This is a genomic window from Pseudomonas sp. S3_G06, assembly GCF_054667565.1.
In genome coordinates this window covers 883,477-908,860 of record NZ_CP162738.1, presented here as the reverse complement: position 1 = coordinate 908,860, position 25,384 = coordinate 883,477, and the positions used below count along the sequence as shown (strand labels likewise).

Here is a 25,384-nt window from a genome sequence, read left to right as displayed (position 1 = left end):
GTGAGAAGTCGTGTGTGCCGAACGCCGTTTCCGGCAGCCCGGAAACCGACGGTACTACATGAAAAGAATGCTGATTAACGCAACTCAACCCGAAGAGTTGCGTGTTGCACTGGTAGATGGCCAGCGCCTCTACGACCTGGACATCGAATCCGGTGCACGCGAGCAGAAGAAGGCCAACATCTATAAAGGCCGTATCACTCGCATCGAACCAAGCCTTGAGGCTGCCTTTGTCGATTTCGGCTCCGAGCGCCACGGCTTCCTGCCCCTCAAAGAAATCTCCCGCGAATACTTCAAGAAAGCCCCCGAAGGCCGCGTCAACATCAAGGACGTCCTGAGCGAAGGCCAGGAAGTCATCGTTCAGGTCGAGAAAGAAGAACGTGGCAACAAGGGCGCCGCCCTGACCACCTTCATCAGCCTCGCCGGTCGTTACCTCGTACTGATGCCGAACAACCCGCGTGCCGGCGGCATCTCCCGTCGCATCGAAGGCGAAGAGCGCAACGAACTGCGTGAAGCGCTGAACGGTCTGGTTGCTCCGGCCGACATGGGTCTGATCGTGCGCACTGCCGGCCTGGGCCGCAGCAGCGAAGAAATGCAGTGGGACCTCGACTACCTGCTGCAACTGTGGACCGCCATCAAAGAAGCCTCGCTGGATCGCTCCGCGCCATTCCTGATCTACCAGGAAAGCAACGTGATCATCCGCGCCATCCGCGATTACCTGCGCCAGGACATCGGCGAAGTGCTGATCGACAGCGTTGAAGCCCAGGACGAAGCCCTGACCTTCATCCGCCAGGTAATGCCGCAGTACGCCAGCAAGATCAAGCTGTACGAAGACAGCGTGCCGCTGTTCAACCGTTTCCAGATCGAAAGCCAGATCGAGACCGCATTCCAGCGCGTCGTCGAACTTCCTTCCGGCGGCTCCATCGTCATCGATCCGACCGAAGCCCTGGTGTCGATCGACATCAACTCGGCGCGTGCCACCAAAGGCAGCGACATCGAAGAAACCGCCCTGCAGACCAACCTTGAAGCCGCCGAAGAAATCGCCCGTCAGTTGCGCCTGCGCGACATCGGCGGCCTGATCGTCATCGACTTCATCGACATGACCCCGGCCAAGAACCAGCGCGCCGTGGAAGAGAAAGTCCGCGAATGCCTGGAAGCTGACCGCGCCCGCGTGCAGATCGGTCGCATCTCGCGTTTCGGCCTGCTGGAAATGTCCCGTCAGCGCCTGCGTCCGTCGCTGGGCGAAAGCAGCGGCATCGTCTGCCCGCGTTGCAACGGCACCGGCATCATCCGTGACGTTGAATCGCTGTCGCTGGCCATTCTGCGCCTGATCGAAGAAGAAGCCCTGAAAGACCGCACCGCCGAAGTTCGCGCGCAAGTGCCGATCCCGGTCGCTGCGTTCCTGCTCAATGAAAAACGCAACTCGATCACCAAGATCGAACTGCGCACCCGTGCCCGTATCGTCATTCTGCCGAACGATCACCTCGAGACGCCGCACTTTGAAGTTCAGCGCCTGCGTGACGACAGCCCGGAAGCCGCGACCAACCAGTCCAGCTACGAAATCGCTGCCGCCGCTGCCGAAGTCGAAGAAGTCCAGCCAGCCGCTGCGACTCGCACTCTGGTTCGCCAGGAAGCTGCAGTGAAGACTGCGCCGGCCCGTGCCAACGCACCGGTGCCGACTGAAGTTGCCCCTGCCGCACCTGCTCCTGCACCGGTTGCCGCGCCTGAGCCAAGCCTGTTCAAGGGTCTGGTGAAGTCGCTGGTCAGCCTGTTCGCCACCAAGGAAGAGCCAGCCGCACCGGTCGCGGTTGCGAAACCGGCTGCCACCGAGCGTCCTGCCCGCAACGAAGAGCGTCGCAACGGTCGCCAGCAGAGCCGCAACCGTAACGGTCGTCGCGATGAAGAACGCAAGCCGCGCGAAGAACGTGCTCCACGTGAAGAGCGCGCACCACGCGAGCCGCGCGAAGAGCGCCAGCCACGTGAAGCCCGCGAGCCGCGTGAAACCCGCAGCGAAGCGCCGGTAGCCCGCGAAGAGCGCGCACCACGTGCCCCGCGTGAAGAACGTGCACCGCGTGCCCCACGTGAAGATCGCAAGCCGCGTGGCGAGCGTGAAGAACGCGTGCGTGAACTGCGCGAGCCACTGGACGCCGCGCCAGCCGCAGCCGTTGCTGCCGTGACCGCTGAAGAGCGTCCGGCCCGTCAGCCACGCGAAGAACGCGCTCCGCGTCCGCCGCGTGAAGAGCGTCAACCGCGTGCCGAGCAGGCCGCTGCTGCCGTCGCTGAAGAAGAAGTGAACAGCAACAACGAAGAGCAACTGCCGGAAGACGGTCAGGACAACGCCGAAGGCGATCGTCCACGTCGTCGCTCCCGTGGCCAGCGTCGTCGCAGCAACCGTCGCGAGCGTCAACGTGATGCCAACGGCAACGTGATCGAAGGTTCGGAAGAGTCCGAGTCCGCTGAAAACGCTGGCGAGCCAAGCACTGCCGATCTGGCCGCTGGCCTGGCCGTCACCGCCGCCGTTGCCAGCAGCACCATCAGCGCTCCGGCAGAAGCCCAAGCCCACGAGCAGGCTGAACGCGCCACCGCCGCCACACTGGAAACCGCTCCAGTCGAAGCGCCGGTTGTCGAAGCCACGACACCAGTGGAAGTGACTGCTGCACCGGAAATCGAAGTCGCTCCGGTCCGCGAAGCTCAACCTCAGGTTGAAGCGGCTGCCGAACCGGAAGCTGTCGTCGAAGCACCAACGGCCATCACTGAGCCAGCGGTAGAAACCGTCAGCGAAAACGTGACCAAAACCGTGCGTGAAGTTCGCGAAGAGCAGACTGCGTTCAACTGGGTTGCCGAGCCAGCCGTCACCGAAGCCCCAGCGCCAGTCGCTGAAGCCGAAGTGCCGCAAGCCATGGTTTCCGAGCCAGTAGTTGCAGCAGCAGAGCCGGCGCCGACACCAGTAGTTGAAGCTCCGGTTGCCGAAGCTCAGGTTGAAGAAGCACCAGCCGCAGTCGAAGCGCCAGCGCCAGTGGTTGAAGCGCCGGCTCCGGTCAGCGCCCTGACGCCGAACGGCCGCGCGCCAAACGACCCGCGTGAAGTGCGTCGTCGCAAGCGTGAAGCCGAGCGTCTGCAGAAGGAAGCCGAACTGGCTGCCGCTGCGGCCCCTGTGGCTGCCGAACCGGCCCCTGCAGCTGAAGTGACCGAGGCAGCTCCTGCCCCGGTCGCTGAAGAAGCATCGGTTGAAGCGGTCATCGCTGAAGCACCACGCTCCGTTCAGGACGCGGTTGAACAGCGCGAAGAAGCTCAGGAAAAAGAGCACGAGCCTAAACCACTCGTGTAATTCCTGAAGCCATTAAAAAGCCCCGCCTGGTGAAAGCCTGGCGGGGCTTTTTTATGCCTGAAATTCCAGCATCATCCGGAATCTTTGTGGGAGCGAGACTGCTCGCGAAAGCGCTGGGTCAGACAATATTCATGTAACTGAACCATCACATTCGCGAGCAGGCTCGCTCCCACAAGGGATTTCAACACGGCTCAGGACTGAGGAGATACCAAAGATTCAGGCACATCGATATCCCACAACACCCCCGGATCATCCACCGCCACTTCCACCACCCGTCCCTGCGCAAACAACGGCCGTGCACCACGGTCACCGGTCAGCGCCTGCAATTGCGCGCCAAACGAACGACCAAACCCCACCGGATGGCCAAATTCGCCACCCAGCACCGGCACGCTCACCGCGTCATCAGCCATCGCCGCGAGCACTCGCTCGATACTCGAGGGCAAAATAAACGGCATATCGCCGAGCACAATCAACCAGCCATCAGCGTCCGGGCAAGCGGCAACACCTGCGGCAATGCTGTCGCCCATGCCGGTCGATTCGATCGACACCACGTCGCAGCCGTAAGCCTGAGCCATGCGCATCGCCTGCGGTCGAGCCTCGGTGGTGACCAGTACACGTTTGTCGAGACTGGCCGGCAGGTTCACCAGCACCTGCTCGATGACCGAGCGCACGGCGCCGTCACGCCCGGTACAGTCAGCGAGCAATTTGTCTTTGTCGGGGCCGGCGATCTGGCGAAAGCGTTTGCCCTCGCCCGCCGCCAGCACAATCACTGCGATGGATTGGCTCATGCACCCTCCAGCGGTTTTTTCTGTTTCAGCTCCACACCGTTCTTGATCGCGACAATTTCCGCCAGCAACGACAAGGCGATCTCTGCCGGCGAATGACTGCCGATGTGCAGGCCGATCGGCCCGTGCAAGCGATCAATCGATGCTTGCGACAAGCCTAGCTGAGCCAGATTTTCCCGGCGCTTCTGGCTGTTGACCCGCGAGCCGAGCGCGCCGACATAGAACGCCGGCGAATCGAGCGCGGTGAGCAAAGCCATGTCGTCCAGGCGCGGATCGTGAGTCAAGGCGACAATCGCCGTGCGCTCGTCGGTCTGAATGTTCAGCACAGCCTCATCCGGCATGCCGGCGACGAAACGGCCATGCTGCTCTTCCCAGCCGTAAACGAACTCGCTGCGCGGATCGCAGATCAGCACTTCGAAATCCAGCAGCCGCGCCATGTCGGCGACGTAGCGCGACAACTGCCCGGCACCGATCAGCAACAAGCGCCAGCGCGGGCCGTAAATCGCCCGCAGAATCTTGCCGTCGAACACCAGCGAATCGGACTTGCTCGCCGGAACCAGCAGCACCTCGCCGGTTTCGATGTTCAGTTCCCGAGCAACGATTTCGTGGTTTTCGCACCGCTGCAGCAGCTCGGCCACCCACGCGGGGTCACCGACGCGCTCTTCGGTCAGGCGCAGGGTGCCACCGCAAGGCAGACCGAAACGCGCGGCCTCCTCGCGGGTCACGCCATAAGTGATCATCTGCACCGGCGGGCCGTCGGTGGCGATGCGGCCGTCGTGCAGCCGCGCGATCAAGTCATCCTCGACACAGCCGCCCGACACCGAGCCGATCACCACGCCGTCCTCGCGCAAGGCGAGCATGGCACCGGGCGAGCGCGGCGCGGTGCCCCACGTCTGCACCACGCTGAACAGCACCACCCGCTGTCCGGCGCGGCGCCACTCGAGGACGCTGCGCAGGACGTTGAGATCGACGCTGTCCATTACGCTTGCGCCTTCTGCCAGCCCTGCAACTGATACCGCACCGGCAGATTGCGGATGCGCTTGCCGGTGGCGGCGAAGATCGCATTGCACAGCGCCGGGGCAATCGGCGGCACACCCGGCTCACCAACGCCACCCAACGGCACGTCACCCGGCGGCGTCACCAGATGCACCGCGACTTCCTTGGGCGCCAGCGACATGCGCGCGACCTCGTACATATGGAAGTTGTCCTGCTGGACCTTACCGTCCTTGAAGCTGATCTCACCGAGCACGGCGTTGCCCAGGCCCATGACGCACGCACCTTCGAACTGCGAACGGATGCGCTCAGGGTTGATCTGCGGCCCGCAGTCCACGGCGATGTCGGCCTTGTGCACGATCAGCGAACCATCGTCCTTGACCTCGACTTCGATCACCGCCGCGACATAGGTGACGAAGCTGTAATGCACTGCCAGACCGAGGCCACGGCCCTTGGGCAGTTTGCGTCCCCATCCGGCTGCCTTGGCGGCGGTTTCCAGCACGGTGCGCATGCGCCCGGTGTCGATCGGATAACGCTCGGGCGATTCGCCGTAGTTCCACTCTTCGCTCAAGGTGCGAGGATCAATCTGCCGGTCCGGGCCGAGCAATTTGATCTGGTACTTGAGCGGATCTTCCCCGGCCTTGTGCGCCAGTTCGTCGACGAAACTCTGAATCGCGAAGCCGTGGGGAATGTTCGACACCGAGCGATACCAGCCGACGCGGGTGTGTACCTTGGCTTCGGGGTTTTCCAGGCGGACGTTGGGAATCGCATAGGCCATGTTGGTAAAGCCCATGCCCAGCTCGAACGCCGCTTCGTGGTTCATGTCCGGCGCAAACAAGGCGGTGATGCTCGGCGCTACGGTGCGATGCAGCCACCCGGACGGCATGCCGTTCTTGTCGATGCCGGCCTTGAGATATTCCGCCGACACGGTGTGGAAATACGAATTGTGGATGTCGTCTTCGCGGGTCCACTGCACCCGTACAGCCTTGCCCGGAAACTCCTTGGCGAGGATCGCGGCTTCAACGACGAAGTCCGGTTTCGACTTGCGCCCGAAACCACCGCCCAGCAATGTCACATTGAAGGTGACCTTTTCGAACGGCACGCCCAGGCGTTCGGCGATGCGCTCACGGGTGACCTGCGGTGCCTGACTCGGCGCCCAGGCTTCGCAGACGCCGTCCTTGTAACGGGCGATGGCAACCATCGGTTCCATCGGTGCCTGCGCCAGATGCGGCAGGTAATACGACGCTTCGAGAGTGCTGGCAGCGCCGCTCAAGGCCTTGTCGATATCACCGGTATTGCGCACCACTTTGCCGGCCTTCAGCGACGCGGCTTCGAGTTCCTTGCGATAGGCAATCGAGTCATAACTGGCATTCGGGCCGTCGTCCCACTCGATCTTCAGCGCCTCGCGACCCTTGATCGCCGCCCAGGTGTTGCTGGCCACAACCGCGACGCCGCCCAGTGGCTGGAACTCCGACGGCAATGGCCGGCCTTCGATCTGCATGACTTTTAGCACGCCGGGGACTTTCAGCGCGGCGCTGTCATCGAGGCTTTTGACCTTGCCGCCGTACACTGCCGGGCGAGCGATAGTGGCGTAGAGCATGCCGTAGAAATGCACGTCGGCGCCGTACACTGCGCGGCCATTGACGATGTCGGCACCGTCGATGGCCTTGGTGCCTTCCTTGCCGATGTAGCGAAATTCCGACGGCTGCTTGAGTCGCAGGCTGTCACGCGCCGGCACTGCCAGCGCACTGGCGGCAGCGGCGAGTTCGCCGTAACCCAATTCACGGCCGGACGGTTTGTGAATGACCTTGTGCAGTTGCGCATGGCATTCGCCAACCGGCACTTTCCACCGCGCAGCGGCGGCCTGTTCGAGCATGGTCCGCGCGGCGGCGCCACAACGCCGCATCGGCTCGTACCAGTGACGCATGCTGCGCGAACCATCGGTGTCCTGGTTGCCGAAGCGCACTTCGTCGCCCGGCGCCTGCTGCACTTTGACCTGCGCCCAATCGGCCTCGAGTTCATCGGCCACTACCATGCTCAGGCTTGTGCGCACGCCCTGGCCCATTTCCGAACGGTTGCACACCACGGTGACGCTGCCATCGGCAGCAATGCTCACGTAGACCTTGGGATCGTCGATCCAGCCATTGGGCATGCCGTCGGCGCCAAATTTCTTCGCAGCGTCATCGGCCAACGCATCCTGCCAGCCCCAGCTCGCGGCGAGGACCAGCGCGCTGGTGGCGCCGACGCCTTTGAGAAAACCACGGCGGCTGAGGTTGCTCAGGGCGAAATCATTCGGGACGCGGCTCATGCCTTCACCTCCTTCAGGTGGGTGGAGGCCTGGCGGATCGCGGTTTTGATCCGGTTGTAGGTGCCGCAGCGGCAGATGTTGCCGACCATGGCTTCTTCGATCTGCTCGTCGCTCGGGTTGGGGTTGGTTTTCAGCAGAGCGGTGGCCGACATGATCTGCCCGCCTTGGCAATAACCGCATTGAGCCACGGCGCTGTCGAGCCAGGCTTGCTGCACGACCTTGCCTACCGGGTCGGCGTGGAGATTGTCGATGGTGGTGACGTTCTGGCCGATTACCGAGCCGATCGGCGTGATGCAACTGCGTGCCGGCAAACCGTCGATATGGATGGTGCAGGCGCCGCACAGGCCCATGCCGCAACCGAATTTGGTGCCGTTGTATCCGGCGACGTCACGAATCGCCCACAACAGCGGCATGTCTTCGGTGACATCGAGGGAGTGGTCTTGACCGTTGAGTTTCAGGGTAATCATGGGCACGCCCGCATATTTTTTAGTGGTTATGGGTTACATCTTAGCGACAAGCTGCAAGCTGCAAGCTGCAAGCTCAAAGTGAAGGCGCGTCTGATTCGCTCGCAGATTGCAGCTCGCAACCGCGCCTTGGGTGAAGCAAATGATTGGTATCGTTAGGCGGCTAAGTTAACCCAGCATTAACAAAAAAGCCCTGCTTATACAGGGCTTTTTAGCTGCAAGTTTCTAGCTACAAGCTGCAAGCAAGAGCGGCTGATAGCTCATGACGCAGTGCAGCTTGCCGCTCGAAGCTTGAAACTTGCAGCTGCTTCAATACCGATTGGGCTCCATTTCCAGTTCGACATGGAAGCGCTCGGCGATGTCTTTCTGGATACGTTGCGCCAGGTCGAGCAGTTGCAGGCCGGTGGCCGTGCCGTAGTTGACCAGCACCAGCGCCTGCAACTTGTGCACGCCGGCATCGCCGTCGCGGAAGCCTTTCCAGCCGGCGCGTTCGATCAGCCAGCCAGCGGCCAGTTTCATCTGCCCATCCGCTTGCGGGTAAGCCACCAGATCCGGGTGCTGCGCCTTGATCTGCGTGACCACAGCGGCAGGCACCAGCGGATTCTTGAAAAAGCTGCCGGCATTGCCGAGCACCGCCGGGTCCGGCAGTTTTTCACTGCGGATGCTGCAGATGGCGCGGCTGACGTCGCTGGGCGTCGGCTGCTCGATGCCCTGCTCGCTCAGGCGCTGGCGCACCGGGCCGTATTCCAGATGCAGGTGCGCGGCGCGATCAAGCGTGAAGCGCACCCGCAGGATCAGCCAACGTCCCGGCTGCTGCTTGAACAGGCTGTCGCGGTAGCCGAAATTGCACTGCTCCAGGCTGAAATCCCGCAGCTCGCCGCTCTCGCGGTCCAGCGCAGTCAGGCCGGCAAACACGTCCTTGATCTCGACACCATAGGCGCCGATGTTCTGCATCGGCGCGGCGCCGACGGTGCCGGGAATCAGGCTGAGGTTTTCCAGACCGGCAAATCCCTGGGCCAGCGTGTGCTGCACGAACGGATGCCAAGCTTCGCCGGCTTCCGCCTCGACCACCACGCGACTGCCATCGTCGCTGAGCACGCGGATGCCGCGCGTGGCCATGCGCAATACCAACGCTGGAATATCCGCCGTCAGCAGCAAGTTGCTGCCGCCGCCGATCACCAGCAACGGCACGTCATGGGAAGCGGCATAGGCCAGCGCTTCGCGGACATCGTCATCACTGTGGGCTTCGGCAAACAGCTGCGCGCGCACATCGACGCCAAACGTATTGAAGGCCTGCAAAGATACTTGCGGTTGGACCTGCAAACTCATAAACGGCCCTTCACTTCGATCAGCAACTGGTCGCAGGCCGCTTCGATCAGATCGAGCACCTGCTCGAAACCCTGATCACCGTCGTAATACGGGTCCGGCACTTCATCGAGCAGCCCGGAATAACGACGCAAAAACAGATCCAGCTCGGCTCTGCCGGTGGACGGCTGCAGGGCCTTGAGGTTGCGCAGGTTGCTGTTGTCCATGGCGAGAATCAGGTCGTAGCTGGCGAAATCGGCCCGGCTGACCTGCTGCGCGCGTTGCGTCGACAAGTCATAACCGCGCAGTTTCGCCGCCGCCTGGCTGCGCTTGTCCGGCGGGTTGCCGACGTGCCAGTCACCGGTGCCCGCGGAGGCCACTTCGACCACATCCGCCAGCCCGGCTTCACGCAACTTGTGGCGCAACACGCCTTCAGCGGTGGGCGAACGGCAGATGTTGCCCAGACACACAAACAGAACGCGCATCAAGCCCCCAGCAGGCGACGAACCCGCTCCAGGTCTTCAACGGTGTCGACACCGGTCGGCGGCGCGATCAGCGCGTCGGCAACATGGATGCGCACGCCATGCCACAAGGCACGCAGTTGTTCGAGGGATTCGGTGTTTTCCAGCCAGCATGGGCCCCAGTTGACGAAATCCTGAAGGAACCCGGCGCGGTAGGCGTAGATGCCGATGTGGCGGCGATAGGGCACGCCCTCCGGCAGTTGTTCGCGACTCTTGGCAAATGCATCGCGAGCCCAGGGCAAGGTTGCTCGACTGAAGGTCAGCGCGAGGCCGTTGATATCGCTGGCGACCTTGACCACGTTGGGATTGAACAGGGTTTCCACGTCTTCGATCGGCTCGGCCAGCGTGGCCATGCGCGCTTCGGTATGGGCAGCAAGGTTAGCGGCGACCTGATCGATCACGCTTGGCGGAATCAGCGGCTCATCGCCCTGGACGTTGACCACGATCGCATCAGGCGCAAGGCCAAGTTTCGCTGCGACCTCGGCCAGACGATCGGTGCCGGAGTTGTGATCTTCACGGGTCAGCACCACTTCGGCGCCAAAGCTTTTGCATGCCTCGACGATGCGTGCATCGTCAGTTGCAACAACGACGCGGGTCGCGCTGCTTTTGCTCGCCTGTTCCCAGACATGCTGGATCATCGGTTTGCCGGCAATATCCAGCAACGGCTTGCCCGGCAGACGGGTCGAGGCGAACCGCGACGGGATGACAACGGTGAAGGCTGTGGTCATTTATCCAGACGCTCGTCGGTGGTCAGGGTGCGCGCTTCGCTTTCCAGCATCACCGGGATGCCGTCGCGGATCGGATAGGCCAGGCCGGCGCCCTTGCTGATCAGTTCGGTCTTGTCGGCACTGAGCTTGAGCGGGCCTTTGCACACGGGGCAAGCGAGGATGTCGAGCAGTTTGGTGTCCATGAACATTCCCAGAAATAAAAGAGTTAAGGCAGCAGACGATCCGGCAACAGGCGCATCAGCTGGGTGTCGAACCAAGCCACGAAGGCCGGCGACGGCACGGCGTCGACCGCCAGATACCACCAGTCGGCAGCAGCAAAGGCACGGCACTTCACCGCGTCCTTTTCGGTCATTACCAAGGGCAATGACGGGGTGAAATTCAGGGCCTGCACGCTGTACTCGGCGTGGTCGGCAAACGCATGCGGAACCGGGCGCCAGTCTAGCGCTTCGAGGGTATTGAAGAAACGTTGCGGATTGCCGATCCCGGCCACCGCGTGCAGCGCTTGCCCGGGCGGGAAATGCTCGAGCGACTGACGCTCGCCGCTGCGCAGATTGACCAGTGCGGTGGGTTGCAGGCGGAAGGCGAAACCATCGTCGCGATCATCAAGGGCACCGTTGAACAGCACGCCATCCACACTTTGCAGGCGCTCGACCGGCTCACGCAACGGCCCGGCCGGCAGACAGCGCTGGTTGCCCAAGCCCCGTGCGGCATCGATCAGCACCAGTTCCAGATCCCGCGCCAGACGATAATGCTGCATGCCGTCGTCAGACAGAATCAGGTCCAGTGGCTCACTGGCAATCAAGGCTTTGACGGCGGCGCTGCGATCGGGATCAATCATCAGCGGCACGCCGGTGCGCTGGACGATCAGCAGCGGCTCGTCACCGGCAATCTCGGCGCTGTGCTCGGCCTCAACCCGCCACGGCAGTTGCGGCGGTTTGGCGCCATAACCGCGACTGACCACACCAACGCGCAGTCCACGGCGTCGGCAATGATCGATCAGCCAGAGAATCATCGGCGTCTTGCCGGTACCGCCAACGGTGATATTGCCGACCACGATCAACGGAACCGGCGATTGGTAGATTTCACCTTCGCCGTCGAGAAAGCGCTGACGCTTGTTGATCACCACGCGGCGATACAGCATTTCCAGTGGCCGCAGCAGCGTCAGGGCCGGATGCCCCTGATACCACGCGGCGAGCAGGCGATCGGACAGGCTCATCAGGATTTCGGCGCCGCCTCGACCGTGGTCATGCGCAGATGGCTGAAACCGAGCTTGCCGGCCGCGTCCATGGCGGTGATCACCGATTGATGCTGGGCCTTGCCATCGGCACTGATCGACAGCGGCATATTGGTGTCGCCGTTGGATTCTTTCTGCATGGCTTCCATCAGCGTCGCCAGATCATTCTTCGGCAGAATCTTGTTGTTCACCGAGAACACGCCTTCGGCACTGATGGCGACGTCCAGCTGTTTGACCTGCTGATCTTCGGCAGGCGAACCGCTGACCGCTTCGGGCAAGTCGACGCGCAGCTGGGTTTCGCGGGTGAAAGTGGTAGTGACCACGAAAAACAGCAGCAGAATGAACACCACGTCAATCAGCGACGCGAGGTTGATGTCTACGGTTTCCCGGGGCTTGCGACGGAATTTCACGCTTTGCCCTCGGCCAGATCGACATCGCGGTCGCCCTGCACCACTTCCACCAGTTTGATTGCTTCCTGCTCCATACCGACCACCAGCTCGTCGATGCGGCGCTGCAGGAAGCGGTGGAAGAACACCGCTGGAATCCCGACCATCAGGCCCGCTGCGGTAGTGATCAGTGCTTTGGAAATACCGCCGGCCAGTACCGAAGCATTGGTGGTCATGCCGGAGCCGGTAAAGGCACTGAAAATGTCGATCATGCCCAGCACGGTACCGAGCAGGCCGAGCAGCGGCGCCATGGCGGCGATGGTGCCGAGCGCGTTGATGTAGCGTTCGAGTTCATGAATGACCCGCGCGGCGGCCTCTTCGATGCACTCTTTCATGATCTCGCGACCATGCTTGGAATTGGCCAGGCCTGCGGCGAGGATTTCCCCCAGCGGCGAGTTGGCGCGCAACTCCTTGAGTTTTTCCTTGTTGAGCTGCTTGTCCTTGATCCAGACCCAGACTTGACCCAGCAGATGCTCGGGGGTGACGCGACTGGCGCGCAGTGTCCACAGGCGCTCGGCGACGATCGCCATGGCCGCGATGGAACTCAGAATGATCGGCAACATCATCCAGCCGCCGGATTTGACCAATTCCCACACAGTGACAGTCCCCTCGAAAAAGTGCGCCACTTTACCATACCGATCCGCGATTAAGACCCGCCGCCCCGACGACCGTGAGGTGGCACCCATGCTGGCACCGATCAACGGCCCGGGACGGGCGGATCGCGCCAGAAACGCCGCTGTTGACGCATCGTCCACGGCGGTTTGAAGCTGCCCAGTTGCAGATGAATGGCACCGTGCCCGGCGCTGTCGTAGATGCGCAGGCCTTGCTTGCGGTAGCGCGCAAGCACGGTTGGATGCGGATGACCGAACGAGTTGCCGTGACCGCGGGAGATCAGCACTGATTCCGGCTGCAAGGCTTTCAACAGCGCCATCGATGATGAACTGCGACTGCCGTGATGTGGCGATTGCAGCCACTGCGTCGGCACGGCCAGTGGGCTGTCGAGCAGAACGCGCTCGGCGTGAGTGTCGATGTCGCCGGTGAGCAGCAGGCGTTCGCCGTTGGCCTCGATCTGCAAGACACAGGAGCGCTGGTTGCTGTCATCGGCCGCCGACCACTGCCAGAGCTGGAACTGCACGCCGTCCCACTGCCATTGTTCGCCACTTGCGCAGGCTTCGGCGTTCAGCTCCGGCGGCAGGTTTGGCACATCGCCGCTGACCACGCGGTGCACCTTCAATCCCTGCATTACCGCCCGAGCGCCGCCAGCGTGATCGGCGTCAGCGTGGCTGAGCAGCATCAGGTCGAGCGCTTGCACATTGAGTTTACGTAACGCTGGCAGCACCACCCGCTCGCCGAGATCGAACTCGCCGAAACGCGGGCCGGCGTCATAGAGAAGCGCGTGATGGCGGGTGCGGATGAGAATGGCCAGGCCCTGGCCAACATCGAGTTGCCAGACATCGGCCCGCCCTTCTTCTGTTTGCTCTCGAGGCGGCAATGCCAGAAGCAACAGCAGCGGCCAGCCCAACGGACGCAGCGGCACGCCACGGGGCAGCAGCAATAACAACGCGCCGAGGCTGCCCAAGACCAGCGCCCACAATGGAATGGCGGCAGGTATCCACGCCGGCCATTGCCCGGCAATCAGCGCCAGCCCGATAAACAGCCAGTCGATCAAACCACCGGCCAGCCACAACAGCCCTTCGCCGACATAAGGCACGGGCAGCAATAGCGTGCCAAGCAATGCCGGCGGCAGCACCACGAGGCTGACCCACGGAACGGCCAGCAGATTGGCTACCGGCCCGCTGACGCTGATCGGCAGGCTCAGCGCCAGCAGCACCGGGCACAAACCGATCGCGATCAGCCACTGCGCGCGAGTCCAGGTCTGCCACCAACGCCAAGCGCCCAGCCTCCCGCCGAAGGTGAAGATCAACACCGCCACTGCGGCGAAGGACAGCCAGAAGCCGGGACGCAAACTGGCCAGTGGATCAAGCAGCAGCACGCCATTGAATGCCAGCAGCAACGGCCACCATGCGCCGAGATGGCGAAAACGCAGGCGCCACAGCAGCACCAGCGCCACCATCACGCAGGCGCGCTGCACCGGCACATCGAAGCCGGCGAGCAAGCCGTAACCCAGCGCCGCCGCGAAGGCCAGGCCACACGCCCACGGCAACCATGGCCAGCGCAATGGCCAGATTCCGAAACGCGCCAGCCCGGCGACCAGCAGATACATCACAGCCGCCAGCAAACCGATGTGCTGGCCGGAGATCACCAGCAAATGCACGGTCCCGGTGTCTTGCAGTACCTGCCAATCCTCGCGACTGAGGCCTGAACCGTCACCAAGCACCAGCGCCGCCAGTGCGCCTTCTCGTCCTTGCGCATCGGCCGCCAGCAGGCGCTGGCGAACGCCGTCGCGCCATGCATACCGGGCCTCAGCCAGGCGCTGGCCATCCTTGATCGTGCCGGTCGCCCCGATCCGTTGCGCCAGCAGCCAGGCCTCGTAATCGAAGGCGTCCGGGTTGAGCAAGCCACTCGGGCGCTTCAATTTCACCGCCAGACGCCAACGCTCACCACTATTCACCGCCGGCCCGGCGTACCACGCCAGGCGCAGCAGCGATGGCAGCTTTTCGTGGCGTGAACGCGCATCAGCCAGCTCGAAACGCACCACGCCATCGTTGTGTTGCGGCAAGCCGACCACACGCCCTTCAAGCCAACGGGTTTCGCCGTCCAGGCCCGGTGGCAAGCGATCAGTCAGCGCCCACTGCGCACTGAAACAAGCCCACGTGAAACCAAACAGCAAAGAAGCCAATGGATAGCTGCGAAACGGCAGCAGCATCAGCGCCACCACTGGCAGCACTACCAGCAAGCCGACCGGCGGCAAGGCCGGCAAAAAAACCGGGGCCAGCAGACCGACTGCCAGCGCCATCATCCCTGTGCGCATATGCCCGTCCTTGAGAGTTCGCTCCTTAGGCATAGCGGGTGTGCGGCACCACCGTCGTCAACAATTGTCACAAAGTCTGAATGGGCGGTTCGTAGAATCCAGACATACTTGCCGCCTTAACCGACCGAGAAGCCTTATGCCCCGGCGCTTATTCAAACGTTACATGCCCGACCCGACGAGCATCAGGGAACACAAATCCTTACGCTTTCTCGGCACGTTGCTGCATGACCCGAACCTCTGGCATCTCAACCGCCACTCGGTCGCCCGGGCGATGGCGGTCGGCCTGTTTGCGGCATTCCTGCCGATACCCGCGCAGATGCTGGTCGCGGCGGCATTGGCGGTGATGGTGCGCGGCAATATGCCGATCGCGGTGAGTCTGGTCTGGCTGACCAATCCGATCACCATGCCGGCGGTGTTTTTCTGCACCTACCAGGCCGGGGCGTTCCTGATGGATGTGCCGGCGCGGCATCTGCCGGACGAGTTGACCTGGGAATGGATCAGCGGTGAGCTGTCGACGCTGTGGCAGCCGTTTCTGCTCGGCTCGGTGGTCGTCGGCCTGGTGCTGGGCGTCCTCGCCTACTTTCTGGTGATGCTGTACTGGCGCTGGTGGGTGGCGCGGCAATGGCGGCGGCGCAAGAAAAGCCGGCAGAAATGAATGCAAAACGGCCTCCGCGATGGGAGGCCGTTTTTTGTTGTGTCTGGGCTGGCCCCTTCGCGAGCAGGCTCGCTCCCACAGAGAACATCATTCCAGTGTGGGAGCGAGCCTGCTCGCGAAGGTAGCGCTGCGGTCGGGATCAGGTACGCATCCCGCGCCCGCTCACCAGCAACCGCGCACAGCCGAGATACAGCACCACCGTTGCCACCAGCATGAAGGTAATGGCGATACCGATGCGGATATCCGAGACACCAAGGATGCCGTAGCGGAAGGCGTTGACCATGTGCAGCACCGGGTTGGCCAGCGACACGGTCTGCCAGAACGGCGGCAGCAAGGTGATCGAGTAGAACACGCCGCCAAGGTAAGTCAGCGGGGTCAGCACAAATGTCGGGATGATCGAAATATCGTCGAAGTTGCGCGCAAACACCGCGTTGATGAAGCCCAGCAGCGAGAAGATTGTCGCGGTCAGCACCACCACCAGGATGGTCACGCCGAGATGATGCACCTGCAAATCTGTGAAGAACAGCGACAGAATCGTCACGATCAGCCCCACCGCCAGACCGCGCAATACGCCACCAATGGTGAAGCCGATCAGGATCGTGTGCGGTGACACCGGCGAAACCATCAGCTCTTCGATCGAGCGCTGGAACTTGCTGCCGAAGAAGCTCGAGACCACGTTGCCGTAGGAGTTGGTGATCACCGACATCATGATCAGACCCGGCACGATGTACTCCATGTAGGTGAAGCCACCCATGTCGCCGATCTGCCGGCCGATCAGGTTGCCGAAGATCACGAAGTACAGAACCATGGTGATCGCCGGCGGCAGCAGGGTCTGCGGCCAGATCCGCATGAAGCGTTTGACCTCGCGGTAGACGATGGTTTGCAGGGCGACGAGGTTGGGACCGAACTCGGAACTCATACCGCCACCTTCGACAGATTTTTCTCCACCAGGGACACGAACAACTCCTCGAGGCGATTGGTTTTGTTACGCAGGCTCAGCACTTCGATGTTCTGCTGCGCCAACTGGGTGAACAACGCCGTGATGCCCATGGATTTGTCGACCTGCACTTCCAGGGTGTGGCCGTCGAGCAATCGGGCCGGGTAGCCGAGCAATTGCGGCGCAACGTGCAAGTCGTGTTTCAGGTCGAGCAAAAAGGTTTCCACGTGCAACTGGCCCAGCAACTGTTTCATGCTGGTGTTTTCGACGATGGTGCCGTGGTCGATGATGCCGATGTTGCGGCACAGCTGCTCGGCCTCTTCCAGGTAATGCGTGGTCAGGATGATGGTGATGCCTTTCTGGTTCAGCTCGGTGAGGAAGGTCCACATCGAACGGCGCAGTTCGATATCGACGCCCGCAGTCGGCTCATCGAGGATCAGCAGGCGCGGTTCATGCACCAGTGCACGGGCAATCATCAGACGCCGTTTCATGCCGCCGGACAGCGAACGCGACGGCACATCACGCTTGTCCCACAGGCCGAGCTGGGTCAGGTACTGCTCGGCGCGTTCCTTGGCGACTTTCGCCGGAATGCCGTAGTAACCGGCCTGGGTCACGACGATGTCGAAGGTCTTTTCGAACTGGTTGAAGTTGAATTCCTGCGGCACCACGCCGATCGAGCGCTTGAGCGCCGCCGGGTTCTTGTCCAGGTCATTGCCGAAAATATTCACGGTGCCGCTGGTCTTGTTGACCAGGGTCGAGAGGATGCCGATGGTGGTGGATTTGCCGGCGCCGTTGGGGCCGAGCAAGGCGAAAAAGTCACCTTCGGCGACGTCCAGATCGATACCACTCAAGGCCTGGAACCCGTTGCCGTAGGTTTTGGTTAGCTGCCGGATGGACAGAGCGGAACTCATATCGGATTTACGCACCAAGAAGGAAGGAAAGAAGTAAATAAGGGCGGGCGGCGAGGGAAACAACCGCGGCGCAAGTTCGCAATGGTGCTTGCCGCCGCCGCACAAGTACAGTCAAGTCTGTCGATAGTAATTATCAAGTCAACGCGGTCATGACCGCCTTCTGATAGGCCGCACGCTGCTTCAAACGTTCATACCAGGCTTGCAGATGCGGTTGCGGAGCGCGCTCGATGGGCATTTCGAACCAGGCGTAAATGAAGCTGCCCAGCGGAATGTCGCCCATGCCGATGTCATTGCCGGAGAGATAAGGCTGGCTGATCAAGGCATGGTCGGCCATGTTCAGCAATTCATCGCATTCCTTGATCGCGGCGTTGATCGCCTTCCAGTCCTGCTTCTCCGCAGGCGTACGCAGCACACCCCAGAACACCGTGCGAAACGGCCCGGCGAAACTCGACGTGGTCCAGTCCATCCATTTGTCCGCCGTGGCGCGGGCTTGCGCATCCGCCGGATACCAGGCGCTGTCCGGGGCGTGTTTGGCCAGCAGATAGCGAACGATGGCGTTGGATTCCCACAGCACGAAACCGTCATCCTCGATCACCGGCACCCGGCCATTCGGGTTCATCGCGCGGTACTCGGGCGTGTCGACCACACCGAACGCGCCGCCGGCATCGATGGCCTCGTACGCCAGGCCCAGCTCTTCGGCAGCCCACAAGGGCTTTCTGACGTTCGATGAATTTTTCCGTCCCCAGATCTTCAGCATGACCGCCTCTTTGCAAGTGAGTGGACGGCCAGCATACGCCGGATCAGGTGCGACTCAAATCGGCCTGCATATCGCCCAGCAGCACCGGCAGTTGCTCACTGAACAGATGCGGATAGCACTTTTGCAGGTGCTCGAAGAAGAAGGTTTCCGGCACATCGGTGAATTGGCCGTGATCGAGCAGATACTCCATCAACTGCGCGCCGTCACGGTTGAACGGATGGAAAACGCTGTCATTGATGCCGTCGAATTCCAGCGCTGCGACGTTGAACAACTCGCACAGTTGCTGGTTGAACGCTGGCGTCGCCTTGACCCAGCGACCATCGAGAAACAGCTCGGTGTAGCCATGCATGGCGAACACATCGCTTTTCAGCAACTCGAGCAGACGTGGCGTCGACAGATGATTGCGCACATCGGCCAGACCGATGCGCGCCGGGATCCCGCAATGCCGTGCACAACCGGCGAGCAGCGTGGCTTTCGGCACGCAGTAACTCTCCCCTGCTGCGAGTGCGTAACTGCCGCGCAGGGTTTGCGGATCACGGCTGAAGGTGTACGGGTTGTAGCGCACCGCCTCGCGCACGGCGTAATACAGACTGATCGCCTGCTCACGCGGATCATTACTGGCACCGCGATGCTGCTCGGCGAACTCCACCACCGCCGGGTGGTCACTATCGATGAAGCGGCCGGGGCTCAGATACTCGTGCATGACGGCAATCTCCTGGATGAGTCACGAGTCTAGCGACAGCCTGAGCACAGAGATAACGACATTTCGGCCAAACCTGAAAGCAAAGCTGCGCAGCAACGAACGATTTCCCACACGTGTTGCCCACCGAACCTACGAAAACCATCCGGGGTTTCCCACGATTTCAATCACCATGCTCTGACCACCCTTATTTGCAGATGCCGTCTAAGCTCTGGAGGGTCGATTTGCCTTGGTTCACGGAGGACTGAATATGCTGTTGTTGTGGATACTGGTTTTGATCGTCGGCGTGGCGTATCTCGCCCATCGACGCATCGCCCCGCTGCCCGCATTGGGCATCGTTGCGGCCTATCTGGTCGCCATGGGGATTTTCAGTCACGCGCCGGGCTGGCTGCTGTTTGTCTTCTGGGTCCTGTTGGCAGTGGTCGCCGCGCCATTGTTGCTGCCTGACCTGCGCCGCAAGCACTTCACCGCGCCGCTGTTCAACTGGTTCCAGAAAACCCTGCCACCGATGTCGCAGACCGAACGCGACGCGATCGATGCCGGCACCGTGTGGTGGGACGGCGAGCTGTTCAGCGGCCGTCCGGACTGGGACAAACTGCTGTCCTATCCCAAGGTGCAACTGACTGAAGAAGAACAGGCTTTCATCGATGGCCCGACCGAAGAACTCTGCGCGATGGTCAGCGACTGGCAGATCGGCCAGTCCATGGACCTGCCGCCCGAGGCCTGGACGCACATCAAGGAACATGGCTTTTTCGCCCTGATCATTCCCAAGGAATACGGCGGCAAAGGCTTCTCGGCCTACGCTCACTCCCAAGTGGCAATGAAACTCGCCACTCGCAGCGGCGACCTCGCCTCTACCGTGATGGTGCCCAACTCCCTCGGCCCGGCCGAACTATTGCTGCATTACGGCACCGATGAACAACGTAATCACTACCTGCCGCGCCTGGCGCGTGGCGACGATATCCCGTGCTTCGCCCTCACCGGCCCGCTGGCGGGTTCCGACGCCGGCGCGATGCCCGACACCGGGATCATCTGCAAAGGCCAGTGGGAAGGACAGGAAGTCATCGGCCTGCGCCTGAACTGGGAAAAGCGCTACATCACCCTCGGCCCGGTCGCTACCCTGCTTGGCCTGGCATTCAAGGCTTATGACCCGGATCACCTGCTCGGTGAGGAAGAGGACCTCGGCATCAGTCTGGCGCTGATCCCGACCGATACCGCAGGAGTGGAAATCGGTCGTCGACACCTGCCGCTGGGCGCCGCGTTCATGAACGGCCCGAACTCCGGCAAGGACGTGTTCATTCCGCTTGACTACCTCATCGGTGGTCAGGAAATGCTCGGCAAGGGCTGGATGATGCTGATGAACTGCCTGTCAGTCGGGCGTTCGATCTCGCTGCCAGCCGTCGGTACCGGTGCGGCCAAGTTCACCAGTCTGGTCACCGGCCAGTACGCGCAGATTCGCGAGCAATTCAATGTACCGCTGTCCGCGTTCGAAGGCATTCAGGAAGCCATGGCGCGCATCGGCGGCAACGCGTGGATGATGGACGCCGCCCGCATGCTCACCGCCAACGCGGTGGACCTGGGTGAAAAACCATCGGTGCTGTCGGCGATCCTCAAATATCACCTCACCGAACGCGGCCGCGAATGCATCAGCCACGCCATGGATGTGCATGGTGGTAAAGCGATCATCATGGGGCCGAACAACTACTTGGGCCGCAGCTGGAACGGCGCGCCGATCTTCATCACCGTCGAAGGCGCGAACATCCTGTCGCGCAACCTGATGATCTTCGGTCAGGGCGCGATCCGCTGCCATCCATTTGTGCTCAAGGAAATGGCCCTGGCCGGTCGCGAGGACAAGGATCAGGCACTCAAGGAATTCGACGGCCTATTGCTCAAGCACATCGGTTTTGCCGTCAGCAATGCCGCCAGCACACTGGTGCTGAACCTCGGGCTCGGTCATTTCGAACATGCGCCGGGCGACAGGATCAGTCAGGGCTACTTCCGCGCGCTGAACCGTCAGGCCGCCGCATTTGCCATGCTCGCCGACTTCAGCATGATGCTCCTGGGCGGCGAACTGAAACGCCGCGAACGTCTGTCGGCACGCCTCGGCGATGTACTGAGCAACCTGTATCTGGCCTCCGCCGCGCTCAAGCGTTATCACGACCTGGATTCGCCGGCGTACATGGAGCCGCTGTTCCGCTGGGCCATGGAAGAAAGCCTCGGCCAGTCGGAGCGTGCGCTGGATGAACTGCTGAGCAACTTCCCGAACAAAGTCTTCGGCTGCCTGCTGCGGGTCATCGTCTTCCCGTTCGGGCGCCGTCACAAAGGCCCATCGGACAAACTCGGCGCCGAAGTCGCTGCGGTCATCGGTCGCGCCAAAGGCGATCCGGCCCTGGAAGAACTGCTCGCCGGCTGCTACCGCCCGCAATCGGCGGACGATGCCGTGGGCGCGCTGCAACACGCCAGCGACCTGCTTAACGCCGCGCAACCGCTGCACAAGAAACTGCACACCGCACTGAAGAGCGGCCAGGTCAAACCGGCAGCCGGCGAACACGCCATCGATGCCGCACTGGAAGCCGGCGTACTGCAAGCCGTCGAAGCGCAAAGCCTGCGCGACGCCGAAGCGGCCCGCCGCAAGGTGATCGACGTCGATGATTTCGCCAAAGAGGAACTGACCCAGGCAGCGGGCAAAGTCCGCTGATCCCGGTTTATGTGAAAAAACGGCGCGAGGGCTTTATACTCCCGCGCCCGTTTTGCTCTTGAGGACTTATCTCGTGTCCAACGTCGTTGCCGATCATCTCGTGTTGCTCGACCACCTGCGCAGTATCCTGGTCGCCGTAGGTGAGGCCGAACAAGTGCCCGAAGAAAGCCATGCCCTGTTCCTCGAGCGCTTCGACGAACTGCTGGCCTCCCTGCCGATCGACCCTATCGAAAGCCAATACCTGGGCCAGGACATCCTCACCCAAGTCATCAGCCGCTACCCGCAAATCGCCCACCTGATCCCGCGCGACCTGCTGTGGTTCTTCGCCGGCGACTGCCTGCACTACCTCTCCGACGAAGAAATCGACCTCTACCAGGCCCTCGAAGAACGCCGCTACGAAGCCGAACAGAACGACGAACCGTTTGACTGGAACCAGGAAAAACAACTGCTGGCCATGTCGGCGCAGGACAGCAAGCACTGATATCGACAGGTAATCGAAAGGCCCGCACTGGTGATTCCATGCGGGCCTTTTTTTCTAGATCAAAAACACCCTCACCCTAGCCCTCTCCCGGAGGGGAGAGGGGACTGACCGAGGTGTTTGGGCGAGTTACGTCGATGTGAAAGTCCGAGTTGAACTCAGAATTTGAAAAGCACACAAATCAGCTCCCTCTCCTCGGGGAGAGGGCTGGGGTGAGAGGCGAATCCAACAAAGATCCAAAGCAGACCACACGCTTTTCACCACTCAAAACAATGAGCGCAAGCTCGAGTACCGCTCTTGATCTTGATCCATAAGCGACGTCGGAAGGCTGAGCGTAGGGATTGATCCGGGCGTGGGAGCGCAGCGACCGTACGACGCAGTCGTACACAGCGGAAGGAGGTGCAGCGAAGCAAACCGTAGCCGCTGCGCCCGGATCGATCCCGCAGCGAAGGAACCCGAGCCTGCGAGGGCCGAACGCAGGAGCTAGCGTTTTGGTTACTTTTTGGCGTCTGAAAAAGTGACTCGCCGTAAGGGCGAAACCGCCAGCCGCAACACCCGCAGAAACGGATATTCACCCAAAACCCCAAGAACCTGGTCGGCCCCAAGGCCGCCAAGTCCCACCAAAAAAACCTCAAAGCAACCCCTCACTCTCCGGCAGCTCATACGCCACAGCCGCATTGCTCCCACCGGCAGATTTCCCGGGCCTACCCAACGTCGGCTCCTTCTGCAAACACTCCACCAGATAATCAATAAACACCCGCAACTTCGGCGGCAGATAACGCGTCGGCGAATGCAGCAACCACAACCCGCCATGATAGGAAGCAAGAAACGTCCAGTCCGGCAACACCTGCACAATCAACTTCTGTTCCAGCGCATAACGCGCCGTGAAATACGGCAGACTGCCAATCCCGATGTGCTGCAACACCGCCCCCAAGCGCACACCCGTGTGATTGGCGGCATAACGCCCACGCACCCCGACCGTGACAGCTTTACTGCCCTTCTTGAACTTCCAGCGCGCATCGCTCGGCGTTTCGCCCAGATAAATACAACTGTGGTTGAGCAAATCGTGAGGATGCGTCGGCGTGCCATGTTCGGCCAGGTATTGCGGCGTGGCGCAAAGCAAATGATCGATGGTCAGCAACTGCCGCCCGACCAGACCCGCCGGCGGACGATCAGTGATGCGAATCGCCAGATCGACATGATCATCGATCAGATCGACCTGACGATCTTCCAGCAGCAACTCCACATCAACCTTGGGATAGCGGCGCAGAAACTCCGGCATGTGCGGATGAATCACAAAGCGCCCCACCGCTTTCGGCACGCTGACCCGCACCAGACCTTCGGCTTCGTGGGTGAACTGGCCGCTGATTTCCATCACCGATCTGGCCGCGCTGACCATTTCCTGGCAACGCTTGAACACCTCTTCGCCGCCATCGCTCAAGCGCAGTTTGCGCGTGGTGCGTTGCAGCAGGCGCGTGGCCAACGCCTTTTCCAAGCGGGAAATACTGCGACTGACCGCCGAGGGTGAGGAACCCATCTGCCGCGCCGCTTCAGAGAAGCTGCCGGTCTCGACAACCTTGACGAAAATCGCCATTTCACCCAGCAGCGGCAGCGGAAGATTGATGCTCACGACGCACAAGTCCTTTGATGTTCGAATGGATTATCACGTTATTGCACGATTCATATAATAAAAACAGAACTTCGATCAGGGCATGGAATATGACGCTTCGCCTGTTTTTTCACAGTGACGACCTCAAGGCGAATGTCGAAGTCCTCGACTGCACACCCCACGAGAACGAATTCGCCGTAGTGCTGCGCGCTACTCTGTTTCACCCCCAGGGCGGCGGTCAGCCTTGCGACACCGGCTGGATCGGTGAAAGCCGGGTGTCGCGCGTGGTGCAGGAAGCGGAGTGCATTGTGCATTTCGTCGACCGCCCGCTGCCGCTGGGCATGACCGTCATCCGCATTGATGAAGAACGCCGCCGCTTCAACACGCGCATGCATTCGGCCGGGCACCTGATCGGTCATTTCATTCAGGCCATGGGCTGGATGCCGATCAAAGCGCACCACTGGCCGGACGAAGGCCGGGTGCAATTCAAACCGGGCGATGGCGCGGAAGAAGTCGATGCGCCAACCGTGCAAACCGGTATCGAGCAGTGGATCGAACACGATCTGCCGCGTCTGACTTCACTGCGCGAGGGCGCGCGGGAAATCAGTTTCGGTGAGCTGCCAGCCTATGGCTGCGGTGGCACCCACGTACGCAGCCTGAAGGATCTGGGCACAGTCACGATCGCGTCCCTTTCACAGAAGAAAGGCACGCTGTCCGTCCACTACAGCGTGGATTGAGCATTTCGGACGTTGCCGTCGCGCAGCGTCCGACGCCGGGGAACCGCACTCGCCGGTTCCGTTGACTATCGATAGATGGACCTAAAACAAATGATGCTAGACGTCGAGCGTCTCGATGAGACGTGCATAAAAAAACTGGCCAACGAAGAAGTCCTCGCCATCCGCGTCAAACGCTTTCTGCCCGAGCCGCTGGCGATTGAGATCGGTGACAAGATCCTCGCCCCAGGCTTTGAAGGCTACATCAACGCGCCGAGTATCGGCCGCATCGGCATGGCCTTTTACGAGGCGGAAAACCAGCCGCTGCTGATCGAGGATTACTTCGAACGCGCCACCCGCAACATCGACGAACTGCGCCAGCGCTGCGCGCCCTACTCTTCGCCGATCGACACGTTGCGCTGCATGCTCGACGAATCCTGGCCCGCTGGCGCGCATCTGGAAAATCTCTACGGGCGCAAGATGTATGTCGGCTTGTCGCGCGTGGTCAAACCCGGCGTGTGCTTTCTTGCTCATCACGACATCTTCGCCAAGGACGCCCCGGACAGTTTTCAGGCGCGCAGCCTCGAGGCGCAATTTGCCTGCAACGTCTACCTGAATATGCCCACCGAGGGTGGCGCCTTGCAGATGTGGAACGACCACATCACCCCGGATCAATTCGACGAAATGCGCGGCGACAGTTATGGCATCGAGCCGTCGCTGCTGGGGCCGCCCGCCCTCGAAGTACGACCGCAGCCCGGCGATTTCATCATGTTCAATTCGCGGCGCATGCACTCGGTGACTCCGGGCGTGGCCGATCCGCGTTTGAGCCTGTCGTTCTTTGTCGGCTATCGCGGCAATGCCTCCCCTCTGACTTTCTGGAGCTGA

General features: G+C 61.6%; 23 protein-coding genes. 6 read left to right on the top strand and 17 right to left on the bottom strand.

All coding sequences use genetic code 11. The features are described from left to right. Positions 1 to 58: 58 nt before the first annotated feature. Entirely contained in the window at positions 59 to 3,325 is a 3,267-nt protein-coding gene (gene rne, locus AB4N47_RS04130; RefSeq protein WP_341639308.1) for a ribonuclease E, read from the top strand. A gap of 191 nt (positions 3,326 to 3,516) precedes the next feature. Here the strand turns inward: rne and AB4N47_RS04125 are convergent, their stop codons facing one another. The 12 genes from AB4N47_RS04125 to AB4N47_RS04070 form a co-directional block, all read right to left on the bottom strand. Continuing rightward, a complete protein-coding gene (locus tag AB4N47_RS04125) occupies positions 3,517 to 4,113 on the bottom strand; it encodes a nucleotidyltransferase family protein (protein ID WP_341639307.1) in 597 nt (198 codons plus the stop codon). Beyond that, the gene (locus AB4N47_RS04120; protein ID WP_122611447.1) at positions 4,110 to 5,090 is read right to left on the bottom strand and encodes an XdhC family protein; all 981 of its coding nucleotides are present in this window, start codon (positions 5,088 to 5,090) and stop codon (positions 4,110 to 4,112) included. The genes AB4N47_RS04125 and AB4N47_RS04120 overlap by 4 nt, the downstream gene beginning before the upstream one ends. Beyond that, positions 5,090 to 7,411 (bottom strand): xanthine dehydrogenase family protein molybdopterin-binding subunit, encoded by a 2,322-nt coding sequence (locus AB4N47_RS04115; RefSeq protein WP_341639306.1) that lies wholly within the window; start codon positions 7,409 to 7,411, stop codon positions 5,090 to 5,092. The genes AB4N47_RS04120 and AB4N47_RS04115 overlap by 1 nt, the downstream gene beginning before the upstream one ends. Continuing rightward, positions 7,408 to 7,878 (bottom strand): (2Fe-2S)-binding protein, encoded by a 471-nt coding sequence (locus AB4N47_RS04110; protein WP_016771000.1) that lies wholly within the window; start codon positions 7,876 to 7,878, stop codon positions 7,408 to 7,410. Before AB4N47_RS04110 ends, AB4N47_RS04115 begins: the two co-directional genes overlap by 4 nt. A gap of 306 nt (positions 7,879 to 8,184) precedes the next feature. After that, on the bottom strand, positions 8,185 to 9,204 hold the full coding sequence (murB, locus tag AB4N47_RS04105; RefSeq protein WP_341639305.1) for a UDP-N-acetylmuramate dehydrogenase: 1,020 nt from the start codon (positions 9,202 to 9,204) through the stop codon (positions 8,185 to 8,187). Next, positions 9,201 to 9,665: a low molecular weight protein-tyrosine-phosphatase gene (locus AB4N47_RS04100; protein WP_282386548.1), complete on the bottom strand. Its 465-nt coding sequence runs from the start codon at positions 9,663 to 9,665 to the stop codon at positions 9,201 to 9,203. Before AB4N47_RS04100 ends, murB begins: the two co-directional genes overlap by 4 nt. After that, positions 9,665 to 10,429, bottom strand: a complete 765-nt coding sequence (kdsB, locus tag AB4N47_RS04095; protein WP_341639304.1) for a 3-deoxy-manno-octulosonate cytidylyltransferase — start codon at positions 10,427 to 10,429, stop codon at positions 9,665 to 9,667. The genes AB4N47_RS04100 and kdsB overlap by 1 nt, the downstream gene beginning before the upstream one ends. Beyond that, positions 10,426 to 10,611 carry a Trm112 family protein gene (locus AB4N47_RS04090; protein WP_003179363.1) on the bottom strand — a complete coding sequence of 62 codons (186 nt, stop codon included), beginning with the start codon at positions 10,609 to 10,611 and terminating at the stop codon, positions 10,426 to 10,428. Before AB4N47_RS04090 ends, kdsB begins: the two co-directional genes overlap by 4 nt. Before the next feature lie 23 nt (positions 10,612 to 10,634). Next, positions 10,635 to 11,645 (bottom strand): tetraacyldisaccharide 4'-kinase, encoded by a 1,011-nt coding sequence (gene lpxK / locus AB4N47_RS04085; RefSeq protein WP_341639303.1) that lies wholly within the window; start codon positions 11,643 to 11,645, stop codon positions 10,635 to 10,637. After that, a complete protein-coding gene (locus AB4N47_RS04080; RefSeq protein ID WP_016771006.1) occupies positions 11,645 to 12,073 on the bottom strand; it encodes an ExbD/TolR family protein in 429 nt (142 codons plus the stop codon). The genes lpxK and AB4N47_RS04080 overlap by 1 nt, the downstream gene beginning before the upstream one ends. Further along, a complete protein-coding gene (locus AB4N47_RS04075; RefSeq protein WP_016771007.1) occupies positions 12,070 to 12,705 on the bottom strand; it encodes a MotA/TolQ/ExbB proton channel family protein in 636 nt (211 codons plus the stop codon). Before AB4N47_RS04075 ends, AB4N47_RS04080 begins: the two co-directional genes overlap by 4 nt. A 101-nt stretch (positions 12,706 to 12,806) precedes the next feature. Beyond that, entirely contained in the window at positions 12,807 to 15,041 is a 2,235-nt protein-coding gene (locus AB4N47_RS04070) for a DNA internalization-related competence protein ComEC/Rec2 (RefSeq protein ID WP_341639302.1), read from the bottom strand. A 136-nt stretch (positions 15,042 to 15,177) separates the two neighbouring features. Between AB4N47_RS04070 and AB4N47_RS04065 the strand changes: the two genes are divergently transcribed. Further along, positions 15,178 to 15,696, top strand: a complete 519-nt coding sequence (locus AB4N47_RS04065; RefSeq protein WP_016770668.1) for a DUF2062 domain-containing protein — start codon at positions 15,178 to 15,180, stop codon at positions 15,694 to 15,696. Between the two features lie 139 nt (positions 15,697 to 15,835). Here the strand turns inward: AB4N47_RS04065 and AB4N47_RS04060 are convergent, their stop codons facing one another. From AB4N47_RS04060 to AB4N47_RS04045, 4 genes are all read right to left on the bottom strand, one after another. Then, positions 15,836 to 16,615, bottom strand: coding sequence for an ABC transporter permease (locus AB4N47_RS04060; protein WP_039760202.1), 780 nt, complete (start codon positions 16,613 to 16,615; stop codon positions 15,836 to 15,838). Continuing rightward, complete coding sequence (locus tag AB4N47_RS04055; RefSeq protein WP_095181611.1) at positions 16,612 to 17,544, bottom strand: ABC transporter ATP-binding protein; 933 nt, start codon at positions 17,542 to 17,544, stop codon at positions 16,612 to 16,614. The genes AB4N47_RS04060 and AB4N47_RS04055 overlap by 4 nt, the downstream gene beginning before the upstream one ends. 133 nt (positions 17,545 to 17,677) lie before the next feature. After that, positions 17,678 to 18,301, bottom strand: coding sequence for a glutathione S-transferase family protein (locus AB4N47_RS04050; RefSeq protein ID WP_016771011.1), 624 nt, complete (start codon positions 18,299 to 18,301; stop codon positions 17,678 to 17,680). Between the two features lie 43 nt (positions 18,302 to 18,344). Continuing rightward, positions 18,345 to 19,004 (bottom strand): transglutaminase-like domain-containing protein, encoded by a 660-nt coding sequence (locus tag AB4N47_RS04045; RefSeq protein ID WP_071173232.1) that lies wholly within the window; start codon positions 19,002 to 19,004, stop codon positions 18,345 to 18,347. A 247-nt stretch (positions 19,005 to 19,251) separates the two neighbouring features. Between AB4N47_RS04045 and AB4N47_RS04040 the strand changes: the two genes are divergently transcribed. Together AB4N47_RS04040 and AB4N47_RS04035 are read left to right on the top strand one after the other, a co-directional pair. Continuing rightward, positions 19,252 to 21,699: an acyl-CoA dehydrogenase gene (locus tag AB4N47_RS04040; RefSeq protein WP_136492921.1), complete on the top strand. Its 2,448-nt coding sequence runs from the start codon at positions 19,252 to 19,254 to the stop codon at positions 21,697 to 21,699. Positions 21,700 to 21,772: 73 nt separating this feature from the next. Then, positions 21,773 to 22,180: a PA2817 family protein gene (locus AB4N47_RS04035; RefSeq protein ID WP_039760212.1), complete on the top strand. Its 408-nt coding sequence runs from the start codon at positions 21,773 to 21,775 to the stop codon at positions 22,178 to 22,180. A 628-nt stretch (positions 22,181 to 22,808) separates the two neighbouring features. Here the strand turns inward: AB4N47_RS04035 and AB4N47_RS04030 are convergent. After that, complete coding sequence (locus AB4N47_RS04030) at positions 22,809 to 23,807, bottom strand: LysR family transcriptional regulator (RefSeq protein WP_024013940.1); 999 nt, start codon at positions 23,805 to 23,807, stop codon at positions 22,809 to 22,811. A gap of 89 nt (positions 23,808 to 23,896) precedes the next feature. On the opposite strand from AB4N47_RS04030, the gene AB4N47_RS04025 reads away from it, so the two are divergent. Both AB4N47_RS04025 and AB4N47_RS04020 read left to right on the top strand, forming a co-directional pair. Further along, positions 23,897 to 24,523 (top strand): alanyl-tRNA editing protein, encoded by a 627-nt coding sequence (locus tag AB4N47_RS04025; RefSeq protein WP_073472234.1) that lies wholly within the window; start codon positions 23,897 to 23,899, stop codon positions 24,521 to 24,523. Positions 24,524 to 24,613: 90 nt separating this feature from the next. Next, on the top strand, positions 24,614 to 25,384 hold the full coding sequence (locus tag AB4N47_RS04020) for a 2OG-Fe(II) oxygenase (RefSeq protein WP_122700212.1): 771 nt from the start codon (positions 24,614 to 24,616) through the stop codon (positions 25,382 to 25,384).

Bases quoted from the DNA above. Each gene is read 5' to 3' on its own strand.
- rne (WP_341639308.1), top strand. From the start codon at position 59: ATGAAAAGAATGCTGATTAACGCAACTCAACCCGAAGAGTTGCGTGTT.
- AB4N47_RS04125 (WP_341639307.1), bottom strand. From the start codon at position 4,113: ATGAGCCAATCCATCGCAGTGATTGTGCTGGCGGCGGGCGAGGGCAAA.
- AB4N47_RS04120 (WP_122611447.1), bottom strand. From the start codon at position 5,090: ATGGACAGCGTCGATCTCAACGTCCTGCGCAGCGTCCTCGAGTGGCGC.
- AB4N47_RS04115 (WP_341639306.1), bottom strand. From the start codon at position 7,411: ATGAGCCGCGTCCCGAATGATTTCGCCCTGAGCAACCTCAGCCGCCGT.
- AB4N47_RS04110 (WP_016771000.1), bottom strand. From the start codon at position 7,878: ATGATTACCCTGAAACTCAACGGTCAAGACCACTCCCTCGATGTCACC.
- murB (WP_341639305.1), bottom strand. From the start codon at position 9,204: ATGAGTTTGCAGGTCCAACCGCAAGTATCTTTGCAGGCCTTCAATACG.
- AB4N47_RS04100 (WP_282386548.1), bottom strand. From the start codon at position 9,665: ATGCGCGTTCTGTTTGTGTGTCTGGGCAACATCTGCCGTTCGCCCACC.
- kdsB (WP_341639304.1), bottom strand. From the start codon at position 10,429: ATGACCACAGCCTTCACCGTTGTCATCCCGTCGCGGTTCGCCTCGACC.
- AB4N47_RS04090 (WP_003179363.1), bottom strand. From the start codon at position 10,611: ATGGACACCAAACTGCTCGACATCCTCGCTTGCCCCGTGTGCAAAGGC.
- lpxK (WP_341639303.1), bottom strand. From the start codon at position 11,645: ATGAGCCTGTCCGATCGCCTGCTCGCCGCGTGGTATCAGGGGCATCCG.
- AB4N47_RS04070 (WP_341639302.1), bottom strand. From the start codon at position 15,041: ATGCGCACAGGGATGATGGCGCTGGCAGTCGGTCTGCTGGCCCCGGTT.
- AB4N47_RS04065 (WP_016770668.1), top strand. From the start codon at position 15,178: ATGCCCCGGCGCTTATTCAAACGTTACATGCCCGACCCGACGAGCATC.
- AB4N47_RS04060 (WP_039760202.1), bottom strand. From the start codon at position 16,615: ATGAGTTCCGAGTTCGGTCCCAACCTCGTCGCCCTGCAAACCATCGTC.
- AB4N47_RS04055 (WP_095181611.1), bottom strand. From the start codon at position 17,544: ATGAGTTCCGCTCTGTCCATCCGGCAGCTAACCAAAACCTACGGCAAC.
- AB4N47_RS04050 (WP_016771011.1), bottom strand. From the start codon at position 18,301: ATGCTGAAGATCTGGGGACGGAAAAATTCATCGAACGTCAGAAAGCCC.
- AB4N47_RS04045 (WP_071173232.1), bottom strand. From the start codon at position 19,004: ATGCACGAGTATCTGAGCCCCGGCCGCTTCATCGATAGTGACCACCCG.
- AB4N47_RS04040 (WP_136492921.1), top strand. From the start codon at position 19,252: ATGCTGTTGTTGTGGATACTGGTTTTGATCGTCGGCGTGGCGTATCTC.
- AB4N47_RS04025 (WP_073472234.1), top strand. From the start codon at position 23,897: ATGACGCTTCGCCTGTTTTTTCACAGTGACGACCTCAAGGCGAATGTC.
- AB4N47_RS04020 (WP_122700212.1), top strand. From the start codon at position 24,614: ATGATGCTAGACGTCGAGCGTCTCGATGAGACGTGCATAAAAAAACTG.